This window comes from Algoriphagus sanaruensis (assembly GCF_001593605.1).
Taxonomy (GTDB): Bacteria; Bacteroidota; Bacteroidia; order Cytophagales; family Cyclobacteriaceae; genus Algoriphagus; species Algoriphagus sanaruensis.
This window is the reverse complement of record NZ_CP012836.1, coordinates 2,603,691-2,622,926: the sequence shown is the minus strand read 5'-3', so window position 1 is coordinate 2,622,926 and position 19,236 is coordinate 2,603,691. Positions and strand designations below refer to the sequence as shown.

At 40.7% G+C, this 19,236-nt stretch carries 14 protein-coding genes; 9 read left to right on the top strand and 5 right to left on the bottom strand.

What is annotated here, in order from left to right; all coding sequences use genetic code 11:
- Positions 1–26: 26 nt before the first annotated feature.
- From AO498_RS11495 to AO498_RS11470, 6 genes are all read left to right on the top strand, one after another.
- Positions 27–1,382 carry a TolC family protein gene (locus AO498_RS11495; protein WP_067547631.1) on the top strand — a complete coding sequence of 452 codons (1,356 nt, stop codon included), beginning with the start codon at positions 27–29 and terminating at the stop codon, positions 1,380–1,382.
- Complete coding sequence (locus AO498_RS11490; protein ID WP_067547624.1) at positions 1,379–2,434, top strand: efflux RND transporter periplasmic adaptor subunit; 1,056 nt, start codon at positions 1,379–1,381, stop codon at positions 2,432–2,434. The genes AO498_RS11495 and AO498_RS11490 overlap by 4 nt, the downstream gene beginning before the upstream one ends.
- Positions 2,431–5,466, top strand: a complete 3,036-nt coding sequence (locus AO498_RS11485; protein ID WP_067547623.1) for an efflux RND transporter permease subunit — start codon at positions 2,431–2,433, stop codon at positions 5,464–5,466. The genes AO498_RS11490 and AO498_RS11485 overlap by 4 nt, the downstream gene beginning before the upstream one ends.
- Positions 5,467–5,471: 5 nt before the next feature.
- Complete coding sequence (locus AO498_RS11480; RefSeq protein ID WP_067547620.1) at positions 5,472–5,720, top strand: acyl carrier protein; 249 nt, start codon at positions 5,472–5,474, stop codon at positions 5,718–5,720.
- Between the two features lie 120 nt (positions 5,721–5,840).
- Positions 5,841–7,151 carry a mechanosensitive ion channel family protein gene (locus tag AO498_RS11475; RefSeq protein WP_202814230.1) on the top strand — a complete coding sequence of 437 codons (1,311 nt, stop codon included), beginning with the start codon at positions 5,841–5,843 and terminating at the stop codon, positions 7,149–7,151.
- Positions 7,152–7,214: 63 nt separating this feature from the next.
- The gene (locus AO498_RS11470) at positions 7,215–7,898 is read left to right on the top strand and encodes a CAP domain-containing protein (protein ID WP_067547618.1); all 684 of its coding nucleotides are present in this window, start codon (positions 7,215–7,217) and stop codon (positions 7,896–7,898) included.
- On the opposite strand, the gene AO498_RS11465 is transcribed toward AO498_RS11470, so the two are convergent.
- Genes AO498_RS11465 through accC form a run of 4 tightly spaced genes read right to left on the bottom strand, consistent with a single transcriptional unit; the run spans position 7,884 to position 12,078 of the window.
- Positions 7,884–8,675, bottom strand: a complete 792-nt coding sequence (locus tag AO498_RS11465; RefSeq protein ID WP_067547617.1) for an AAA family ATPase — start codon at positions 8,673–8,675, stop codon at positions 7,884–7,886. The two genes, AO498_RS11470 and AO498_RS11465, sit on opposite strands and share 15 nt — an antisense overlap.
- A 43-nt stretch (positions 8,676–8,718) precedes the next feature.
- Positions 8,719–9,309 (bottom strand): Maf family nucleotide pyrophosphatase, encoded by a 591-nt coding sequence (locus AO498_RS11460; RefSeq protein ID WP_067547614.1) that lies wholly within the window; start codon positions 9,307–9,309, stop codon positions 8,719–8,721.
- Complete coding sequence (locus tag AO498_RS11455; RefSeq protein WP_067547612.1) at positions 9,284–10,582, bottom strand: DUF1015 domain-containing protein; 1,299 nt, start codon at positions 10,580–10,582, stop codon at positions 9,284–9,286. Before AO498_RS11455 ends, AO498_RS11460 begins: the two co-directional genes overlap by 26 nt.
- A complete protein-coding gene (accC, locus tag AO498_RS11450) occupies positions 10,582–12,078 on the bottom strand; it encodes an acetyl-CoA carboxylase biotin carboxylase subunit (protein WP_067547609.1) in 1,497 nt (498 codons plus the stop codon). Before accC ends, AO498_RS11455 begins: the two co-directional genes overlap by 1 nt.
- A gap of 343 nt (positions 12,079–12,421) precedes the next feature.
- On the opposite strand from accC, the gene AO498_RS11445 reads away from it, so the two are divergent.
- On the top strand, positions 12,422–13,672 hold the full coding sequence (locus AO498_RS11445; protein WP_067550445.1) for an aminotransferase class I/II-fold pyridoxal phosphate-dependent enzyme: 1,251 nt from the start codon (positions 12,422–12,424) through the stop codon (positions 13,670–13,672).
- Positions 13,673–13,774: 102 nt separating this feature from the next.
- Positions 13,775–13,951 carry a histone H1 gene (locus AO498_RS11440; RefSeq protein ID WP_067547606.1) on the top strand — a complete coding sequence of 59 codons (177 nt, stop codon included), beginning with the start codon at positions 13,775–13,777 and terminating at the stop codon, positions 13,949–13,951.
- Positions 13,952–14,016: 65 nt separating this feature from the next.
- Here AO498_RS11440 and AO498_RS11435 read toward each other — a convergent pair whose 3' ends face one another.
- Positions 14,017–15,855, bottom strand: a complete 1,839-nt coding sequence (locus AO498_RS11435; RefSeq protein WP_067547603.1) for a M1 family metallopeptidase — start codon at positions 15,853–15,855, stop codon at positions 14,017–14,019.
- A gap of 167 nt (positions 15,856–16,022) precedes the next feature.
- On the opposite strand from AO498_RS11435, the gene AO498_RS11430 reads away from it, so the two are divergent.
- Positions 16,023–19,166, top strand: coding sequence for a VPS10 domain-containing protein (locus AO498_RS11430; RefSeq protein ID WP_067547601.1), 3,144 nt, complete (start codon positions 16,023–16,025; stop codon positions 19,164–19,166).
- Positions 19,167–19,236: the final 70 nt, after the last annotated feature.

The window sequence follows — 19,236 nt, the reverse complement described above, 5'->3', positions numbered from 1 at the left end:
AATTTTATAACACTGAATAATTGTCTATGAAAAACTTCTTGCTTATTCTGTTGGGATATTTTGTTCTTCATCCTTCGACTAGTTATTCCCAGTCCGTTTTGGATGGCTATATCGAGGAAGGAATCAAAAACAATCTTGTATTAAAAGAGAAATACCTTGATTTAGAAAAGAGTCTTTTGGATTTGAAAGATGCCAAAAGTTACTTCCTCCCCTCTTTGGATTTCAGTACGAATTATACCTTGGCAAGTGGGGGTCGGACGATTGATATTCCTATAGGTAATCTTCTAAATCCTGTTTATACTACACTTAACCAGTTGACAGGTTCCAATGCCTTTCCTCAATTGGAAAATGTCTCCGAGCAGTTTTTACCGGATAACTTTTATGATGCTCGATTTCGGGTTTCTATGCCTTTGTATAATCCTGACTTGATCGCTCAAAAGCAAATCCGGGCAAACCAGCGCTTACTTTCTGAATATGAACTTTCCATCTATCAGGCAAACCTTATTCAGGATATCAAAATTGCCTACTTCAATTATTGTATGGCAAGTACTGCAGTAGATGTAATTGAAAGTAGCAAAAGCCTAGTAGAGCAAAATCTAAAAGTAAATCAATCACTGCAAGCTAACGGAAAGGCACTTCCTGCTTCGGTCTTGCGTGCAGAAAGTGAGGTAGAAACCATCGAGGCTATGCTTATCGAAGCAAAAAACCAGCAGAAGAATGCAGCCAATTATTTCAATTTTCTACTCAACCGTCCCATGACAACCGAGATCGTCAAAGAAGATCTTGACCAATCCACATTGAAGTTAATTAGCGAGATGGAAGAGGTGGCAATTCAAGGTAAACCAGAAAGTCTCCGAGTACAAACTGCCACCCTGATTCAGCAAACTGCCTTAAAAGCCAACCAAAACTTTTGGATTCCCAAGGTCAACACCTTTGCAGATCTCGGTTCACAGGCTTTTGACTGGAGATTCAACAATCAATCTAGATACTTGATTTGGGGATTAAATCTTAGCGTTCCCATTTTCCAAGGAAATCGAAACAGGACTCAAATTCAACGAGCTCAACTGGGAATTCAAACTTTACAAAACCAGCAACAACTTCTCGATCAAAAATTGGAATTGGATTTACAGTTAGCTAAAAATGAAATAATCACCCAAAAAGCCGCTTTAGAATCCGCTACCAAAAAGCTTTCCTCTGCCACTGCTTATTTCCGCCTTGTGGAGCGAGGATACCGGGAAGGGGTAAATTCCCTGATCGAGTTTATCGATGCACGAAATCAATTGACAACAGCATCGCTTCAAAAAAATCTAAGCACTTACAAACTGCTTAAAGCAAACGCACAACTAGAAAGACAACTCCACACTGAAACTCCTAAGCCATGAACCATTTTTCAAAAGCAATCTTACTACTAGTCACAGGTCTAAGTGTCGCTTGTGGCCAAACTGAAACCGAAACTGAAACATCCCTTCCCCAGAAGGGGACTGCTATTCCTGTTGAGGTTATTTCACTCCAACAAAGTTCCTTTTCCTCCGAAATCACAGCGAGCGGTACGTTTACAACTAAGGATGAAACCTTACTTTCCTTTAAGATTGGAGGGGTTATTTCCAAAATTCTGGTGAATGAAGGAGATGAAATAAAGGCAGGTCAGCTTTTGGCTACTTTGGATCTGACCGAAATTCAAGCTGGACTTGCTCAAGCTAAACTTTCCTTTGAAAAGGCATTACGCGATCAGCAACGCGTAGAGCGATTGTTCAAAGATAGTGTCGCTACCTTGGAGCAATTGGAAAATGCAAAAACTGGATTGGACATCGCTGCACAACAAGTAAAGGCAGCAGAGTTTAACCTAAACTACTCTCAAATCCGAGCTTCCAAAAGTGGATTTGTGCTACGGAAATTTGCGAATCCTGGTCAATTAATCGCTTCAGGTTCACCTGTTTTACAGGTAAATGGAGCCAAAAATGACAGTTGGGTTCTCCAAGTTTCAGTTACCGATCAGCAATGGAATCTGTTGGCTGTCGGTGATCCTGCTATCCTCTACCCTGCTACTAGTGAAACTGGAGTGAATGGTTCCATTATTCGAAAAAGTCAAGCCGCAGACCCTCAAACAGGAACGTATTGGATTGAAGTCAAGCCTTCTGAGGATAAGAATTTAAATCTTGCATCGGGCATGTTTGGTAAAGTGGTACTCACTCCAAAGGTTCAAAAGGAAGGGTGGCAAATCCCCTATCAAGCCCTTTTGGATGCACAGGGTGATACAGGATATGTATTTGTAAGTTCTGAGCGAAAAATAGCCAAAAAAATCCAGGTCAAATTGGGAAGCATTTCAGATCAATCTGTTCAAGTACTTTCTGGACTGGAGGGCTATAATCAGCTCATTGTAACTGGAAGTGCCTATTTGACGGATGGTTCAACAATCGAAATCAAGAACAAATGAAGATCTCAGATTTTGCCGTAAAGAACTATCAATTTACGCTTGTCATCTTTTTGATGACAGTTGCGGTGGGGTTGACCACCTTTTTGAATATGCCTCGAAGTGAGGATCCTGTGATTGATTCTCCGCAGTTTCCTGTGGTTGTGATTTATCCCGGTGCTAGTCCGGAAGATATGGAAGAGCTGGTGGTGGATCCTTTAGAAGAAGCCATCTATGCCCTTGAAAGTATTAAGCAGATCAAAACCGAAATCAAAGACGGTGTAGCCGTGATGAAGGTGGATTACAACTACAATGAAGATGTAGATGAGAAGTACCAAGAGTTAGTCAGAGAGGTTAATTCCGTCCGACCGGAGCTCCCTGCGGATATTTTCTCTATTAAGATCAATAGAGTTCGTCCATCTGATGTCAATGTACTTCAGATTGCATTGATCAGTGAAAATGCTTCCAGAGAAAGCCTCAAAAAATCGGGAGAATTACTTCAAGACGAACTTGAAAAAATCACTCAATTGAAAAAGGTTGACTTGTTTGGTTTACCAGATCAACTCGTTCGTATAGACCTGCAACTTGAAAAAATTGCAGAAATGAATATTCCCCTCAATGCGATTTTGGGAAGTATTCAAGGTGAATTGAGCAATATTCCAGGCGGACAGGTAGAAGCTGGAAGTAAATCTTTCAATGTCAAAACCAGTGGCAATTATTCCTCATTAGAAGAAATTGCGGAAACTATCATTTACAGCTTTCAAGGAAAAACAGTTAAGCTTAAAGACGTTGCTTCGGTTTATGAAGATTTTGAAGAGTCCAAGCACTTGACAAGATTGAATGGATACCGTTCTGTATTTGTCACTGCTGCGTTGAAAGAAGGAAACAATATTTCGAAAGTGCAGGAAACCTATCTGGCTGCAATTGAAAAGGTAGAAAAACAGTTGCCTGATAATATTGAACTAGTTGTCGCCTTTGATCAAGCCAACTATGTAAATCGACGATTGAGTGGTTTGGGAGTAGATTTTCTGATAGCCATTGCTTTGGTTTTTATCACCTTGCTCCCACTTGGAAATAGGGCTTCGATCATTGTCATGATTTCCATCCCGCTTTCCTTAGCGATTGGTTTAGTCTTGCTCAATGCACTGGGTTACGGACTTAATCAATTGAGTATTGTGGGTTTGGTAGTGGCCTTGGGACTTTTGGTGGATGACAGTATCGTAGTAGTTGAAAATATCGAGCGCTGGATTCGCGAAGGCTACACCAAAAAAGAAGCTGCACTGAAGGCAACCCAGCAAATTTCGCTTTCAGTAGTAGGTTGCACCGTGACCTTGATTATTGCCTTTTTGCCATTAGTTTTTCTACCTGAAGGTTCAGGTGATTTTGTTAGAAGCTTACCGATGGCGGTAATTATGAGCGTATTGGCTTCCATGTTGGTTTCCCTGACGATCATCCCTTTCCTTTCTACTTGGATGCTTAAAGACAAAGGTCCTGACCATACCAATAAGGTATATGACTTGTTTCAAAAAGGGATTCAAATGAGCTATGCCCCACTTTTGGAGAAGGCACTCAGCAAGCCCGTAGTTACATTATTGATTGCAGGAACGGTATTTCTTGGATCACTGAGTTTGTTTCCGGTGATTGGTTTCAGCCTATTTCCCCCATCAGAAAAACCTCAGTTTTTAGTCAATATCACAACTTCCTTACAGTCCAATCTCAATACAACGGATGAAGTCACTCGAAAAGTAGAAGCAGAATTATCGACTATTCCAGAGTTATTGAATTTCGCGACTAACGTGGGAAAAGGTAATCCAAGAATTTATTATAACGAGATACCTGAAAATGAACGGACGGATTATGGGCAGATCTTTGTCCAACTTAAGCCAGAGACTTCTCCTCCTCGTAAGTTGCAAATCATTGAAGAGCTCAAATCCAAGTTTTCACAATTTGTTGGTGCCAAGGTGGAAGTGAAAAACTTTGAGCAAGGCCCTCCGGTAACGGCTCCCGTTGAGGTAAGACTATCAGGGGAAAATCTGGATACGTTGAGAAATCTAGCCCAAAAGGTTGAAACCATGTTGAAGCAAACCAATGGTACTATTTACGTCAATAATCCAGTGGCGAACCTAAAGACCGATATCAAAGTCGCTATCAATAAGGAAAAAGCTCGTCAACTCGGGATCAATACCTCAGATATTGATCGGACAGTACGGCTTGCATTAGCTGGACTTGAACTTGGGTCATTTACAGATCAAAATGATGTGGAACGAAGCATCTTAATCACTTCCCCTCGTCCTGATCGAGCTACATTAACATCTTTTGAGAATTTATATGTCAACAACTTTCAAGGAGTAGGAATACCACTTGCTCAGGTGGCGAGTTTGACTTTTGAAAGTAGTATGTTGTCCTTTGATCATTTCAATAAAGAGCGCTCCGTTTCTGTTTCATCCTTTGTGAATCAGGGAGTTCTTGCAGACCGAGTGATTGAAGAAGTGATTGCCAACATGAATCAAATGGAATTGCCAGAAGGCTATTCTTATACGATGGGAGGAGAATATGAGACCAGACAAGAGTCTTTTGCAGGCTTTAATACCGTAATTATTGTCACCGTCTTCCTCTTTATCGCTGTTTTAATTTTGCTTTTCAAAACCTTTAAAAGCACAATTATCGTATTGTCGGTCATTCCACTGGGCATGGTAGGAGCGCTGATCGCACTTTGGATGACTGGGAACTCTTTGTCCTTTGTAGCGATTATTGGCTTGATTGCGTTAGCTGGAATCGAGGTAAAAACATCCATCCTGTTGGTTGATTTTACCAATCAACTGAGACAAGAAGGAAAACCTTTGGACCTTGCCATACGTGAAGCAGGAGAAATTCGGTTTTTGCCGATCGTATTGACGACCATTACCGCAATTGGAGGATTGATTCCAATCGCACTTAGTACCAACCCTTTGATCTCGCCTTTGGCCGTAGTGCTTATTGGCGGATTGATAAGTTCGACTTTGCTTTCAAGAATTGTCACTCCGGTGATGTATAAACTACTACCTCCCAAAATTTGAAAACTATGAACCAACCATTTTCTAAACTTAAAAAGGCTGTTGAGGTCTTCCATTCTTATGGAATCTCTGTTTCAGGCGCGCACAAAAATGCTCATTTTGTCAAGCAATTGAACATGGATCCAGTATTCATCAATGGACTGATCTTCGAATTGGAGTATAACCTTCAGGTTTACCTTCAGGATGAAAACTTGGGCCGAGCATGTACGCCTAAGGAAGTTATTCAGCTTTTTTTCTCAATACCACAAGACAACTGATCCCCTCAATTCGAGGTGAAGAGTACCCCTACCCAAGTCAGTTATTCATTGGATGACTGGCTTGGGTTTTTGATTTTAATAACTTTGCCAGCTCATTTCTGAGAAAAAACAAAAGCATTCATGCAATCACTCATGGACCAACTCGAACTTTGGATCGAAGAAATCCTTGTCAAATCTGGAATTCCTGAACCAAGTGTAATTTACTTCCGTTTGGGAATTCTTCTTTTCGCAACCATTCTAGTCAGTTTGTTGATTTTTTGGATCACCAAAAAAATCATTCAGAATTACATCTATCGCCTTGTTAAAAAATCCCCAATCACTTGGGATGATTTTTTGGCCGAGCATCAGGTACTCAATAACGTCTCGCATTTAATTCCTGCCTTGTTTTTTAAGCAGGTGGTCAGTGAGATTTTTCAGGACTTTGAGTCATTGATTCCAATGGTGATCAAGCTGACCGACTCTTATTTGATTTTGGTGGGTCTGTCTATTGTCAAGTCTTTCCTGAAGGTTGGTGAATTCGCTTTGTCCAAACAGGATACGTTCAAGGATAAACCGCTTTCCTCCTACTTCCAGCTGATTCGGATTATCCTGTATATCACTGCTGCGATTTTAATTCTTTCCCTTTTGATGGGGAAATCTCCCATTTACTTTTTAAGTGCTTTTGGAGCGATGACGGCAGTCCTGTTGTTGGTCTTCAAGGATACGATTCTAGGATTGGTTGCCAGTGTCCAAATGTCCTCCAATGATATGGTTCGTGTTGGGGACTGGGTAGAAATGCCCAAGTTTAATGCCGATGGAAATGTCATTGCGATCAATTTGCATACGGTGAAAATTCAAAACTTTGACCGAACGATTACCACAATTCCAACCTACTACTTCATCACAGATAGTTTTAAAAACTGGCGAGGAATGGTCGAAAGCGGTGGAAGAAGGATTAAGCGAGCTATTTATGTGAATGCTCATTCTGTGAAATTTATTGACCAAAATCAACGTGAGCATTTGCAGGGCATTCAGCTTATTTCTAACTACTTAACCAAACGCCAAAAGGAAATCGAAGCATACAATCAATCCCATCAAATCGATACCTCGATATTGATCAATGGAAGGAGGATGACCAACCTTGGCGTATTTCGAAAGTACATTGAAAGCTATCTTCATCACCATCCTCGAATTCGAAAAAACATGACCATCCTGGTTCGTCAATTGACTATCGAGGATCGAGGAATTCCGATTGAGCTCTATTGCTTTACCAACACTACGGAGTGGCTGGAATACGAAGAAATACAAGCTGATATTTTTGACCATTTGCTGGCTGCTGCGACCTTTTTTGAGCTCGATCTATTCCAACAGCCTAGCGGAAAAGACATTTCTCAGGCAATTCACCAAGCATCTGGAATAATTCAATCCAGCGCTCCTAAACAAATGAATTAAAAATTTGAAGTGACAAAAAATAAATTGGCTTCGACAACGTCCTAGAATCAATCAATCTTGGAAATGTCGAAGCTTATTTATTGGTCGTTTTGCATACTTTCCGTAGGGTTTTTAGGTGGAAGTACTTTAAAATCTCCCGATTATATCTTTCAGGAACGGGATCAGTTTCTTTCAAATCCACGGCTTTATCAAGCGATTAATTTCAAATCTGTGGATTATGCGTTGCTAACTGCCGCCATTTTTCATTTAACCAATGATTTCCGCCAAAAGTCGGGTTTGCCCGCATTTTCCTATTCGAAAGAAGCTGGTCAAGCTGCCTTTGGCCATGCGGAGGATATGGTGAAACATTCGTTTTATGGTCATGTCAGTCCCATTCGATTTCGTCGAACACTTCGGGATCGACTAAATCGATCAGGGATCAATCCTCCTTATATCGGAGAAAATATTTGTAGCACCTTTGGGATACAATATGAGGAAGGCAAAAAAGTTAAAAAGCCAATTCAAGCCGGGGAATTCAGGTATTTAACCGCCAAGCAAGAGCTCATTCCTCCCCACTCCTATTTTTCGTTGGCTCAATCCATGGTCAACCTTTGGATTAATTCTCCCGGGCATCGACAAAACTTATTAAATCCTGCTTTTACCCATATGGGTTGTGGGGCCTATGTTTATTTTGACCGAAATTTTTACCAAATGCCCTATTTTATGGGTGTTCAGAATTTTATCGGAAGAGATTCAAAGAAACCTTAGAAAGCTATCGGGATTGTTTAAAAAGTTTTTCATGATGGTGAAATGCTCCGTTTCTTCCACATTAATCGGATTAATTCCACTCTCATCAAATTGAAAAACTTGAGCTTGGGGTAAACTCATTAAAATCGGAGAATGCGTTGCAATGATAAATTGACAACCTTGGTTTGCAGCCATTGATTTGATCATGGAGAAGAGTGCTAATTGGCGTTGGGGCGAAAGCGCTGCTTCAGGTTCATCGATAAGATAAATTCCTTCAGTCTGAATTCTGGATTGCAAGACTTTCAAAAAGCCTTCACCATGAGAGACTTGTGTTAAATCACCGTATTTTCGGGTTAAGGCTTCCTTTTGCCCATTGACAGCACCTACAGCGATTTTCCGACCATACCCACTCAAGTTTTTTTCGAAATCGACGATGTCATTTTTTAATTCCACGTCAATGTTTTTCAATCGCTTTACAAATCCAAAATAGTCTTCTGCCCTGAAAAAGAATCCCCGATAGTTTCGGTTTTTATTCCAAATCAGTCGAATGGAATTAGAAAATGAACGAAATCCATCCAAAGTCTCATCGGTCTCCAAATCTAAACTTCCGATGGCCGGCAGATTGATTTTGAGGGCAAGAGCCTTTAATAAAGTCGATTTTCCAGAGCCATTTTCACCCACGAAAACCGAGATCGGTTGCTCCAAGATAAGTCTATCCTGCTTTGCAAAGGCAGGAACTGAAAAGGGAAAAAAGGTTTCCTTTTCTACTGGAATATGGATTTGCTGAAGGTAATACAAGACGTTTTGTGGGCTTGGAGTAAATGCTTGGTAAACCTAAAGATTACCATTTTTTTAATTGCTGATAAACCAAATGCTGAGGAAAACCCATCACCGTGAAATAAGAACCCTCAATAGCACTAACTCCTATAAAGCCAATCCATTCCTGAATTCCATACGCCCCTGCTTTATCAAATGGCTGGTATTTCTTGATATAATGCCAAATTTCCTCTTCCTCTAAAAATCTAAAGGTCACTTTTGCCTCATCCTCAAGTGTGATTCTTTTCAGTCGATCCATAATGGTTACCGCGGTCATCACTAAATGTGTAGAGCCAGATAAGCTTTTGATCATTTCAAAAGCCTCTTGGTCAGAATTGGGTTTTCCTAAAATTTTCCCCTCATGAATCACCACCGTATCCGCTGTGATCAAAATCTCATTGTCTTGAAGAGCGGGGAAGTTTTCTGCTTTGAGTTTGGATAGATAAGCAGCTACAAACTCAGCAGGAATATCAGCTGGGACAGTCTCATCCACCGGATTGACTCTAACTTCAAAATCAACTTCCAATCCACCGAGCAGCTCTTTTCGTCGTGGAGAATTAGAACCCAGGATCACTTTTTTATCCTTTAGATTAGCTAAGAAAGATGCTGTAGTCATAGTCAAACTCTTCTTGGTTGATGCTTGCAAATAACAACCCTCCGAGGGTTTTTGGATAAAAATAGGTGGATTTTTGCGGCAATACGTGTCCGGATTTACAAACCTCCAGAATTTGATCCATTTCGATTTCGCGGGTAATGATCGCAAAACTTGCCTTTCCAGATTGGACTTCGTGTAGGCAGCGAGCAAAATTTCGCTCGTATCCAATTTCTGTGGTGGTTTTTTGCTTCTTGGAATTAATTCCCAATACCTTATCAAAAACAAGATCATGAAGAATAACCAAATCCACTCGTCGAAGGGAATCAGGTAATTCTGGGCGAACCTCCTGCCATTTTTCTGGCTTCAATCGGATCAAATAGGATCGATCATGGAAAATTAAGCCGAAAGACCATGGCTTGGTAAAGGAATAGGTAGAAAACTCTTCTCCATCCTCAAAACCACGGATTTGAAACCATTCAGATAGTTTCTCAAGAAATTTTTCTTGGCTTGAAATCTCCCCATAAAACAGCCGATGCGTGGGTAGCACCATTAAATCATTCCCTCCAACCGGAGTCAAATACATTAAATGGTAATCAGAGGCCTTCCAAAGACTATTAGTCAGATTCTCTTTTTTGCTCATCCTATATTGAATGGAGGCTTCCATTCGATGATGACCGTCTGCCAGGATGATGGGTTGATCTTTGAGCGTATGGATAAATATTTTGATGATTTCAGGATCCTGAATAACCCCTAAAACTTCACGCACTCCCTGATAATCCTCCAATTCATACAAAGGTTGGGAAATGGCTTCATCCATGTGAACTTCCAATTCTTTCAGAGGGTCAACAAACAAACCATGAGTTGGGCTGGATTGAATTTCTGTCGCGTGCAAGAGATCTATTCGATCCTGGACTGCGGCTACGCGAGTGTCTTCATGCCTTAAGATGATCTTTTCCTCCCAGTCATAGGCTTTTATCTGAGCAATAAAACCTTTACGGCATCGCTCTTTCTGATCACCAGAAACCCGAAAATATTGGTAATAGACATAGATTCCTGGGACAGGATCTTGAACAATTACCTGTTCTTTTTTCCAGTTGAGAAGTCTTTCTTTAGCTAAAATCAAAGAATCATCTCCTTGAGGAACAGATAAATGAATGCTATTGAATGGATTTTGGTATAAAATCTCCCGTTGCTTGCTGGAAATCACATCAAACAAGGGAGACATTAAATGATCTAATTCCTCGAGAAATCGATCGTGATATCTCCAGGCTTTTAGTGGTAAAATTTCTGCCATTAGATCAGCCTATTTTTCCAATTGGTGCTTGGTGCTGAATTGATAGCTTGAATTGGGTTGATTTTTTGATCTGCTTTTTCAAAAAAAGTAACTGCCAAAGCTACAAGTATTTCCTTTTCCTCTTCTGTAAATACAGGCTCTAATAGCTCAGGTTTGAAATATCGATCCACAAATTTGGTGTCAAACTGACCTGAAACAAACGCTTCATGTTGCAAAGCAAATCGGCAAAAATCAAGTGTCGTCTGGATGCCAGTAATCCGATATTCATTGATCGCTCGGATCATCTTAGCAATTGCATCCTGACGATTTTCCCCGTGAGTGATCAATTTGGCAATCATGGGATCGTAATAGATTGGGATTTCCATTCCTTCTTCAAACCCATCATCGACTCGGATTCCAGGTCCCTGCGGTCTTTTATAAGTTTGAAGTTTTCCGATATCTGGTAGGAAATTGTTTTTCGGGTCTTCGGCATAAACACGAATTTCTATGGAGTGCCCATGGATTTTAAGGTCTTCTTGCTGGAAAGAAAGCGGATGACCTTCGGCAATTTTGATCTGTTCTTGAACCAAATCTTTTCCCGTGATCATTTCTGTCACAGGATGCTCCACTTGGAGGCGCGTGTTCATTTCCAGAAAATAAAAGTTGAGCTGATCATCTACGATAAACTCCACGGTCCCGGCACCATAATAGCCACATGCTTTGGCTACACCCACTGCTGCCTCTCCCATTGCCTTGCGCATTTCTGGCGAAACAACGGCAGAAGGTGCTTCTTCGATTACTTTTTGATGTCTTCGTTGGATGGAGCATTCGCGCTCAAATAGATAAACTAGATTTCCATGCTGGTCTCCAAGTACCTGGATTTCAATGTGTCGAGGTGAAGTGATGTATTTTTCGATAAACACAGCTCCATCTCCAAATGCAGATTGAGCTTCAGAAACAGCTCGTTGCATTTGCTCTTCGAATTCACCTTCTGATTCGACGATTCGCATGCCTTTTCCGCCCCCTCCAGCAGATGCTTTGATCAAAATAGGATATCCGATTTCGTTTGCTTTGGCTTTGGCAGCTTCCAAATCAGAAATTGCTTCTTCAGTTCCTGGAACCAAGGGAATGTTGTATTTAGCAACAGCTTGTTTTGCTGCAAGCTTAGATCCCATAACCTCAATTGACTCTGGAGATGGTCCTATAAAAATGAGTCCTGCATCTTTTACTTTTTGGGCGAATACAGCATTCTCAGAAAGAAATCCATATCCTGGATGAATAGCGTCGATTTCAAGTTGCTGGCAAACTTCAATGATTTTATCACCTAGTAAGTAAGACTGATTGGAAGGAGGTGGTCCTAAGCAGACCGATTCATCTGCAAACTTCACATGTGGGCTTAGTCGATCGGCTTCAGAATAAACGGCAACTGTTGAAATCCCCATTTCCTTCGCGGTTCGCATAATTCGAAGGGCAATTTCACCACGGTTTGCAACTAAAAGTTTTTTGATCTTTTTCATTTTCTCTAGCTATAGTTGGGTTTAGCCAAATAGGCTGAAAGCGAAATAAGGAAATAATTTTCGGACTTAAGATTGAAATTACTGTTTTATAAAAATCTCAACTAGGATTTGACCTCATGGCTCAAATTGGTTTTGGGAAATAATCCGTTAATCCGAAATTCCTTAAGTCTTCGGTCTTTTGTTTCCCCCTGTTATTTCAAAGGATTATTTGTCAAAAGTCAAGTTTTGCCCCCATCTGATTTTGTTTAAAATTCAATTTTGGTTCAACGGATTGAAAGTTTTATTTTTGGCGGATTTTAAGGGACACCCCATCAATCATTCACACTCTAAAATTCATAAAGCTTTGGATCTATTTGCAAAACTCCACACCAATCTGGGCCCATTGGGCAAACATTCTCAGTTTTCAGATGGCTACTACATGTTCCCAAAACTCGAAGGGGAAATCGCACCCCGAATGAGATTCCAAGGACGTGAAGTATTGACCTGGAGCTTAAATAACTATTTGGGATTAGCCAATCACCCTGAAGTAAGAAAAGCTGATGCTGATGCTGCCGCAAAATGGGGAGCTGCGTATCCAATGGGAGCTCGAATGATGTCTGGCCAAACCAGCCTTCACGAGCAGCTTGAAAATGAACTTGCAAGTTTTGTAGGTAAGGAAAAAGCCTATTTGTTGAATTATGGGTATCAAGGGATCATGTCTGTGATCGACGCCCTTCTTGACCGCAAAGATGTCGTGGTTTATGATTCAGAATGTCATGCTTGTATTATTGATGCATTGAGAATGCATATGGGCAAGCGTTACGTTTTCCCTCACAATGACATCGAAAACTGTGAAAAGCAATTAGAGCGCGCTACAAAGTTAGCTGCAGAAACTGGTGGTGGAATTCTGGTAATTACGGAAGGTGTATTCGGAATGACCGGGGATCAGGGTAAGTTGAAGGAAATTTGTGACCTGAAGAAAAAGTTTGAATTCAGACTTTTGGTAGATGATGCGCATGGCTTTGGTACCATGGGAAAAACAGGAGCAGGTACCCATGAAGAACAAGGAGTAATCAATGAAGTGGACTTGTACTTTTCTACTTTCGCCAAATCAATGGCATCTATCGGTGCATTTATTGCTGGTGAAGAAAAAGTAGTTCACTACCTACGCTTCAATATGCGTTCCCAAATATTCGCGAAATCCCTTCCAATGCTATTGGTAGAAGGTGGTTTGAAGCGTCTTGAATTACTCAGAACTCGTCCGGAATTGAAGGATAATCTTTGGAAAGTGGTGAACGCACTTCGAAAAGGACTTCATGATAATGGGTTTAGCACAGGTAAATCTAATTCTCCTGTTACACCTGTAGTTTTGAATGGTACAGTAGGTGAAGCTGCAGCATTATCTCATGACTTGAGAGAAAACTACAATATCTTCTGCTCAGTAGTAATTTATCCAGTGGTACCTAAAGGAATGATTATCTTGAGATTAATTCCTACAGCAGTACATACAATGGAAGACGTAGCAGAGACTGTTGCAGCCTTCTCAGCGATCAAAGACAAGTTGACTTCTGGCCAATACAAGACCTCTGAGATTGCACTTGCTTTTGGAGAATAAAAAAAAATTCAAAAAAAAGTGCCTCTGGATTGAAATAGAAAGTATTTGGGCTATATTGGTTCACAATAAACTTATCATCAACCTATAAAATAAGCTTTTACTATGAGCAGATTTAGTGAAGTTAAAGATCTTGTAATGAGCCTTGAGGCTGACTTCGAAAAGTTCTACGACAAGGGTAACCAGGCAGCTGGTACTCGAGTTCGTAAAGGAATGCAGGACCTAAAGAATTTGGCCCAAGCTATTCGTACTGAAGTACAAGACATGAAAAACGCCGGATAAGCAAAAAATAAAAAGGTGGAAGTAATTCCACCTTTTTTTTATGCTTTCAAAAGATAAAGTGGAGCCTAAAACTCCACTTTATTATTTTCAGTCACGATGTCCGCCATTCTACCTGTTGGATCGATTTCTACAGCTTTGACATCAGAGATAGGCCGGGTGATGACAATTGATTTGGTCAAGTTAGTCCAAGGCCATGCGTCTGTAAATACTCGCTTGGGCTGTCCCTCCTCCTCATTTTTCAAGCCTCTCATAATAACGAGTGGCATATAAACAGATTCCTGACTTCCATCTTTATAAGTGATCACTAAGTCAATTGGCATTGGCATTAGTCCAATCCGCTCCAGAACAATTTCAGTATTTTCTCCATTTGCTTTGACTTCCTTGACGCCATAATCAATGGTTTTTGTACTGTAAACGAAGTATTCCTTATACCAATCCAATTCTAATCCACTCTCCTTTTCCATTACTCGAATTAAATCATTCACATTTGGATGTCTGAATTGCCAAGTATTCCAATAGCGAAGCATGCCTTTATTTCGCGCTTCTTCTCCAATCACATAGCCTAGTTGAGCAAGGAAAACAGCGCCTTTAGCATAAGCTGCTGAACTATAGGCGCTATTGGTATGGTAATGATCTGAATGAGTTGACATTGGTTCTTCAAGCCCAGACTTAACCAATCGATAGTAGCCCATGTACGAGCCTCGTTGTGGTTGATTAGATTTTTGGAAAATTGAAGACATTGCCAGATTAGTAGCATAAGAAGTAAAACCTTCATCCATCCACGGATAAAGTGATTCATTACTTGCTAAGACTCCGTGGAACCAGCTATGCGCCAATTCATGAACCATTACTCCAACCAAACTTTGCAGTGATCTTTCTCCAGTTACTAAGGTGGACATGGCGTATTCCATCCCTCCATCTCCACCTTGTACTACCGAGAATTGTTTGTAGGGATATTGACCAAAATTAGTGGAGAGAAACTCAATGGCTTTTGGAGTATATTCTTTTAGCTTTTCCCAGCTTTCAGTGGTTTTTTCTCCAGGGATATAAAAGTGATGGACCGTAATTCCATTGCTCATTTGCACTTTGTCATGCTTGTATTTTGGGTCAGCTGCCCACATGAAGTCATGAACTTTTGGTGCTTTGAAATGCCAGGTTAGGTTGCTTCCTTTTGGAGTTGGTACTTTCACTCCCGCATCTTCATACCCATGTCCAATCTCATTTGGGTTTTGCAAATATCCCGTTCCACCAATTACATAAGATTTATCAATGGTAATTTTGACATCAAAGTCTCCCCAAATTCCATAAAACTCTCGACCTACGTAAGGGTTGGCGTGCCATCCTTGCTCATCGTGGTTGGCCATTTTGGGATACCATTGGGACAAGGAATATCGAACCCCTTCTTCACTATCACGACCTGATCTTCTGATTTGTAGTGGAACCTGACCTTCGAATTCCATTTCAAATGTCGCAGTCGAATTTGGCAAAATTGGATCTTCAAGATCTACTTCAAGAATGGTTTCAACCATTTGATAATTCAAAGGCTTTCCATTCATTTTTAAGGTTTTGGCATGTAGGTATCCGATTTCATCTGGTTTTAATTTTGAAATTCGATCCCCTACTCTTCGATCAGGATCTGCAATAGTTCGAGAACGAACATCCATCATACTTCCGGGTTGGAAGGCATTATAATAAAGGTGATAAAACACCCTGAATAGGGTATCTGGGGAATTGTTGGTGTATTTCAGCACTTGAGTTCCAGAATATCGATTGGTTTCGACATCCATCGAAACCTCCATTTGATAGTCCACAGCTTGCTGAAATCGCCCTGTTTGTCCTTGTACAGAGGTTCCTACCATAAAGAGAAAAAGCCCAATCCAAGGCTTTGTCCAGATGTTTCGCATATCAGTAATTTTTTTTGTTAAAGAAAATGAAAAGAAAGGCTATGCCCAAACCAACAATATAATTTAGACAAGCCCGGGAATTCCGATTCTTCCCCTTTCAAAAAATACCTTACTGTAAATTCAATTCTTTTGATTTATTTTCTCAAAGAATAAAATCCAAAACCAACATGAAAAAAATTTACTTACTGATCCTAGCGACCTTCTTCTCGTTTGCGATGCAAGCGCAGCAGGTCGATATGGAATGGTTTAAATCCATGAAAGCCAGGAGTATAGGCCCTGGTGCAATGAGTGGACGAATCACAGCCATTGATGCTGTGGATGATGACCCAGATATCATCTATGCGGGCTCTGCTTCTGGAGGGCTCTGGAAATCTACTTCCGGTGGGATCACTTGGGAGCCGATTTTTGATAACGAGCGAGTTCACTCAATTGGAGCGATTTCCATTTATCAGAAAAACCCAAATATCATTTGGGTGGGAACTGGTGAAGGTAATCCTAGAAACTCCCTCAACTTAGGATATGGAGTTTACCGCTCATTGGATGCAGGCAAAACTTGGCAATTGATGGGCTTAGAAAAAACGAGAGCAATCCATCGAATCATCGTTCATCCTGATGATCCAAATACGGTTTTTGTTGGAGCAATTGGATCACCTTGGGGAACTCAAGAAGAGCGAGGAGTTTATAAAACCACTGACGGAGGAAAAACTTGGAAAAAAACCCTTTATGTGGATCAAAAGACTGGAGTGGGAGAAATGATCATGGATCCCACCAATCCAAACAAACTTTTTGTCAATATGTGGGAACATCGCAGATATCCTTGGTTTTTTGAGTCTGGTGGAGAATCATCAGGTTTGTATGTGACTCATGATGGAGGGGAAAATTGGAAAAAATTAACAGCAGAAGAGAATGGAATTCCGAAAGGAAAATTGGGAAGAATGGGGTTGGCGATTTCAGCAGCAAATCCGAATAAAGTCTACGCTTTGATTGAATCTTCCAAAAATGCACTCTATGCTTCAGAAGACGGTGGTGAAAAATTCTCCATGATCAATGACAATAGCGATATAGGTGATCGACCTTTCTATTATTTTGAGATTTATGCCGATCCAAAAAATGAGAATAGAATTTACACGCTATACTCTAGAGTAGGAATTTCTGAAGATGGAGGTAAAAGCTTTTCGCAGTTACTTCAATACGATGGCGTTCACCCAGATCATCATGCTTGGTATATCAATCCCAACGATCCTTCTCTTCTTATCGATGGAAACGATGGAGGTTTGAATATTTCCAGAGACATGGGTAAGACTTGGTTTTTTGCAGAAAGTCTTCCAGTAGGCCAATTCTATCACATCAATGTAGATAATGAATTGCCTTATAATGTCTATGGTGGAATGCAGGATAATGGTTCTTGGACTGGCCCTGCGTATTTGTGGCGAGGTGACGGAATTAGAAACACCTATTGGCAGGAAGTTTCCTTCGGAGACGGATTTGATGTGGTTTCACATCCTGCTGATTCCCGATATGGATATACCATGTCGCAAGGTGGAAATGTCTCAAGATTTGACAAACTCACTGGACATAATCGAGTAATTCGCCCTACTCATCCTGATAAGGATGTTTTTCTTCGGTTCAACTGGAATGCAGCCATTGCTCAGGATCCTCACGATGTAAACACCTTGTATTATGCTTCCCAGTTTCTTCATAAATCCACTGACTCAGGGGAAACTTGGGAGATCATTTCTCCGGATTTGACCACCAATGATTCAACAAAACAACGCCAGCAACAAACTGGCGGCTTGACTTTTGATATCACAGGTGCTGAAAATCACACGACTATTATTGCCATTGCACCATCTCCTGTTGATAAAAATGTGATTTGGGTTGGTACCGATGATGGTAACTTGCAATTGACAACAGATGGAGGAAAAACTTGGACCAACCTTGCATCTAAATTACCTGGTTTGCCAAAAGCTTCCTGGATCCCTCAAGTGCAAGCTTCTGACTACAATGCTGGAGAGGTTTGGGTGATCGCCAATAATTATCGAAATAACGACTTTAGTGCATATGCTTACCATAGTTCAGACTTCGGTAGGACATTTACCAGAATTGCTGACGATTCGAAAGTTTGGGGATATACTTTGTCCATCAAACAAGATGTAGAAGAACCAAACTTGGTCTTCTTGGGTACTGAATATGGACTTTATGTTTCCTTTGATAAAGCTAAGACTTGGAACAAATGGGAGCATGGCTATCCAAAGGCAGTGTCTACCTATGATATGACGATCCAAAAAAGAGAGGCGGATTTGGTCATTGGTACATTCGGAAGAGCCATTTATGTTTTGGACGATATTAGACCTTTAAGATCGTTTGCTAAAAATTCTGGCAAAGCTCCTGCTGGAAAAATCACGGCTTTCCCTGCTCCAGATGCCTATCAAGCTGAAATTCAGCAGCCTCATGGAGAGCGTTTCATGGCCTCAGCAAAATACGCTGGGGAAAATCGTCCATTTGGAGGTCGATTAAGCTTCTTTATCAATGAAGATAAAGAAAAACTAGACTCAGTTACAGTCAAAATCTACAATGAGTCTGGAGAACAAATTAGAACCTTGAAAACCCTTCCTTCAAAAGGTGTTAACCGAATCATCTGGAATTTGGATAGAAAATCCACAGCTGAAATGACTGGCGGCTTTGGTGGTGGCGGTCAAGGTGGAAATCGAAGAGGTTTCTTCGAGCCAAGTGGTGGAGATGCTTTACCTGGTACCTACAGATTGGTTTTCCATTATGGACAAGATTCTTCTGAATCCAAAATTCAGGTAAATGCCGATCCTAGAATTGAAACCAAATTGACTGACCTCCAAAAAAGAGAAGCCTTTTTGAAAAAAGTGGAAGGTTTAAGTTCCGAGGTATCAGCAAGCACCAAAAAGTTGGATGAAGCTCAAAAGGTTCTTGATAAAGTAAATGCCATTACCAAGGATATAAAAACGGATGAGTCTAAAGCTCTTTCTGATGCTGCTAAAGAGATTAAGAAAAAACTTGATGCAACACGTGAAGCCTTTAATGGTCCTCGTCGAGAAGGTCAAGGAATCGTTCGAAACCTCTATCCTACTACCATGACTAGATTATTTGCGCCTCGAAGCTATGCTAATTCAAGTTATGGAGCTCCTGGTGCCACGGAAGAGCGATTATTCACCCAAGCTAAAGAAGCTGCTGACGAGGCCATAGCTAAGGTCAATGAATTTATGTCGGGTGATTGGAAAACCTTTGAGGAAAAAGTGAAGGCAACCAAAATCGACCTATTTGAGGCTGTGAATAAATAAGCGTCTAAGAAAGTACACTTAGACTTTTCGAGTTGATAAACTCCTGACTATAGAAAAGCATCCTGATTAT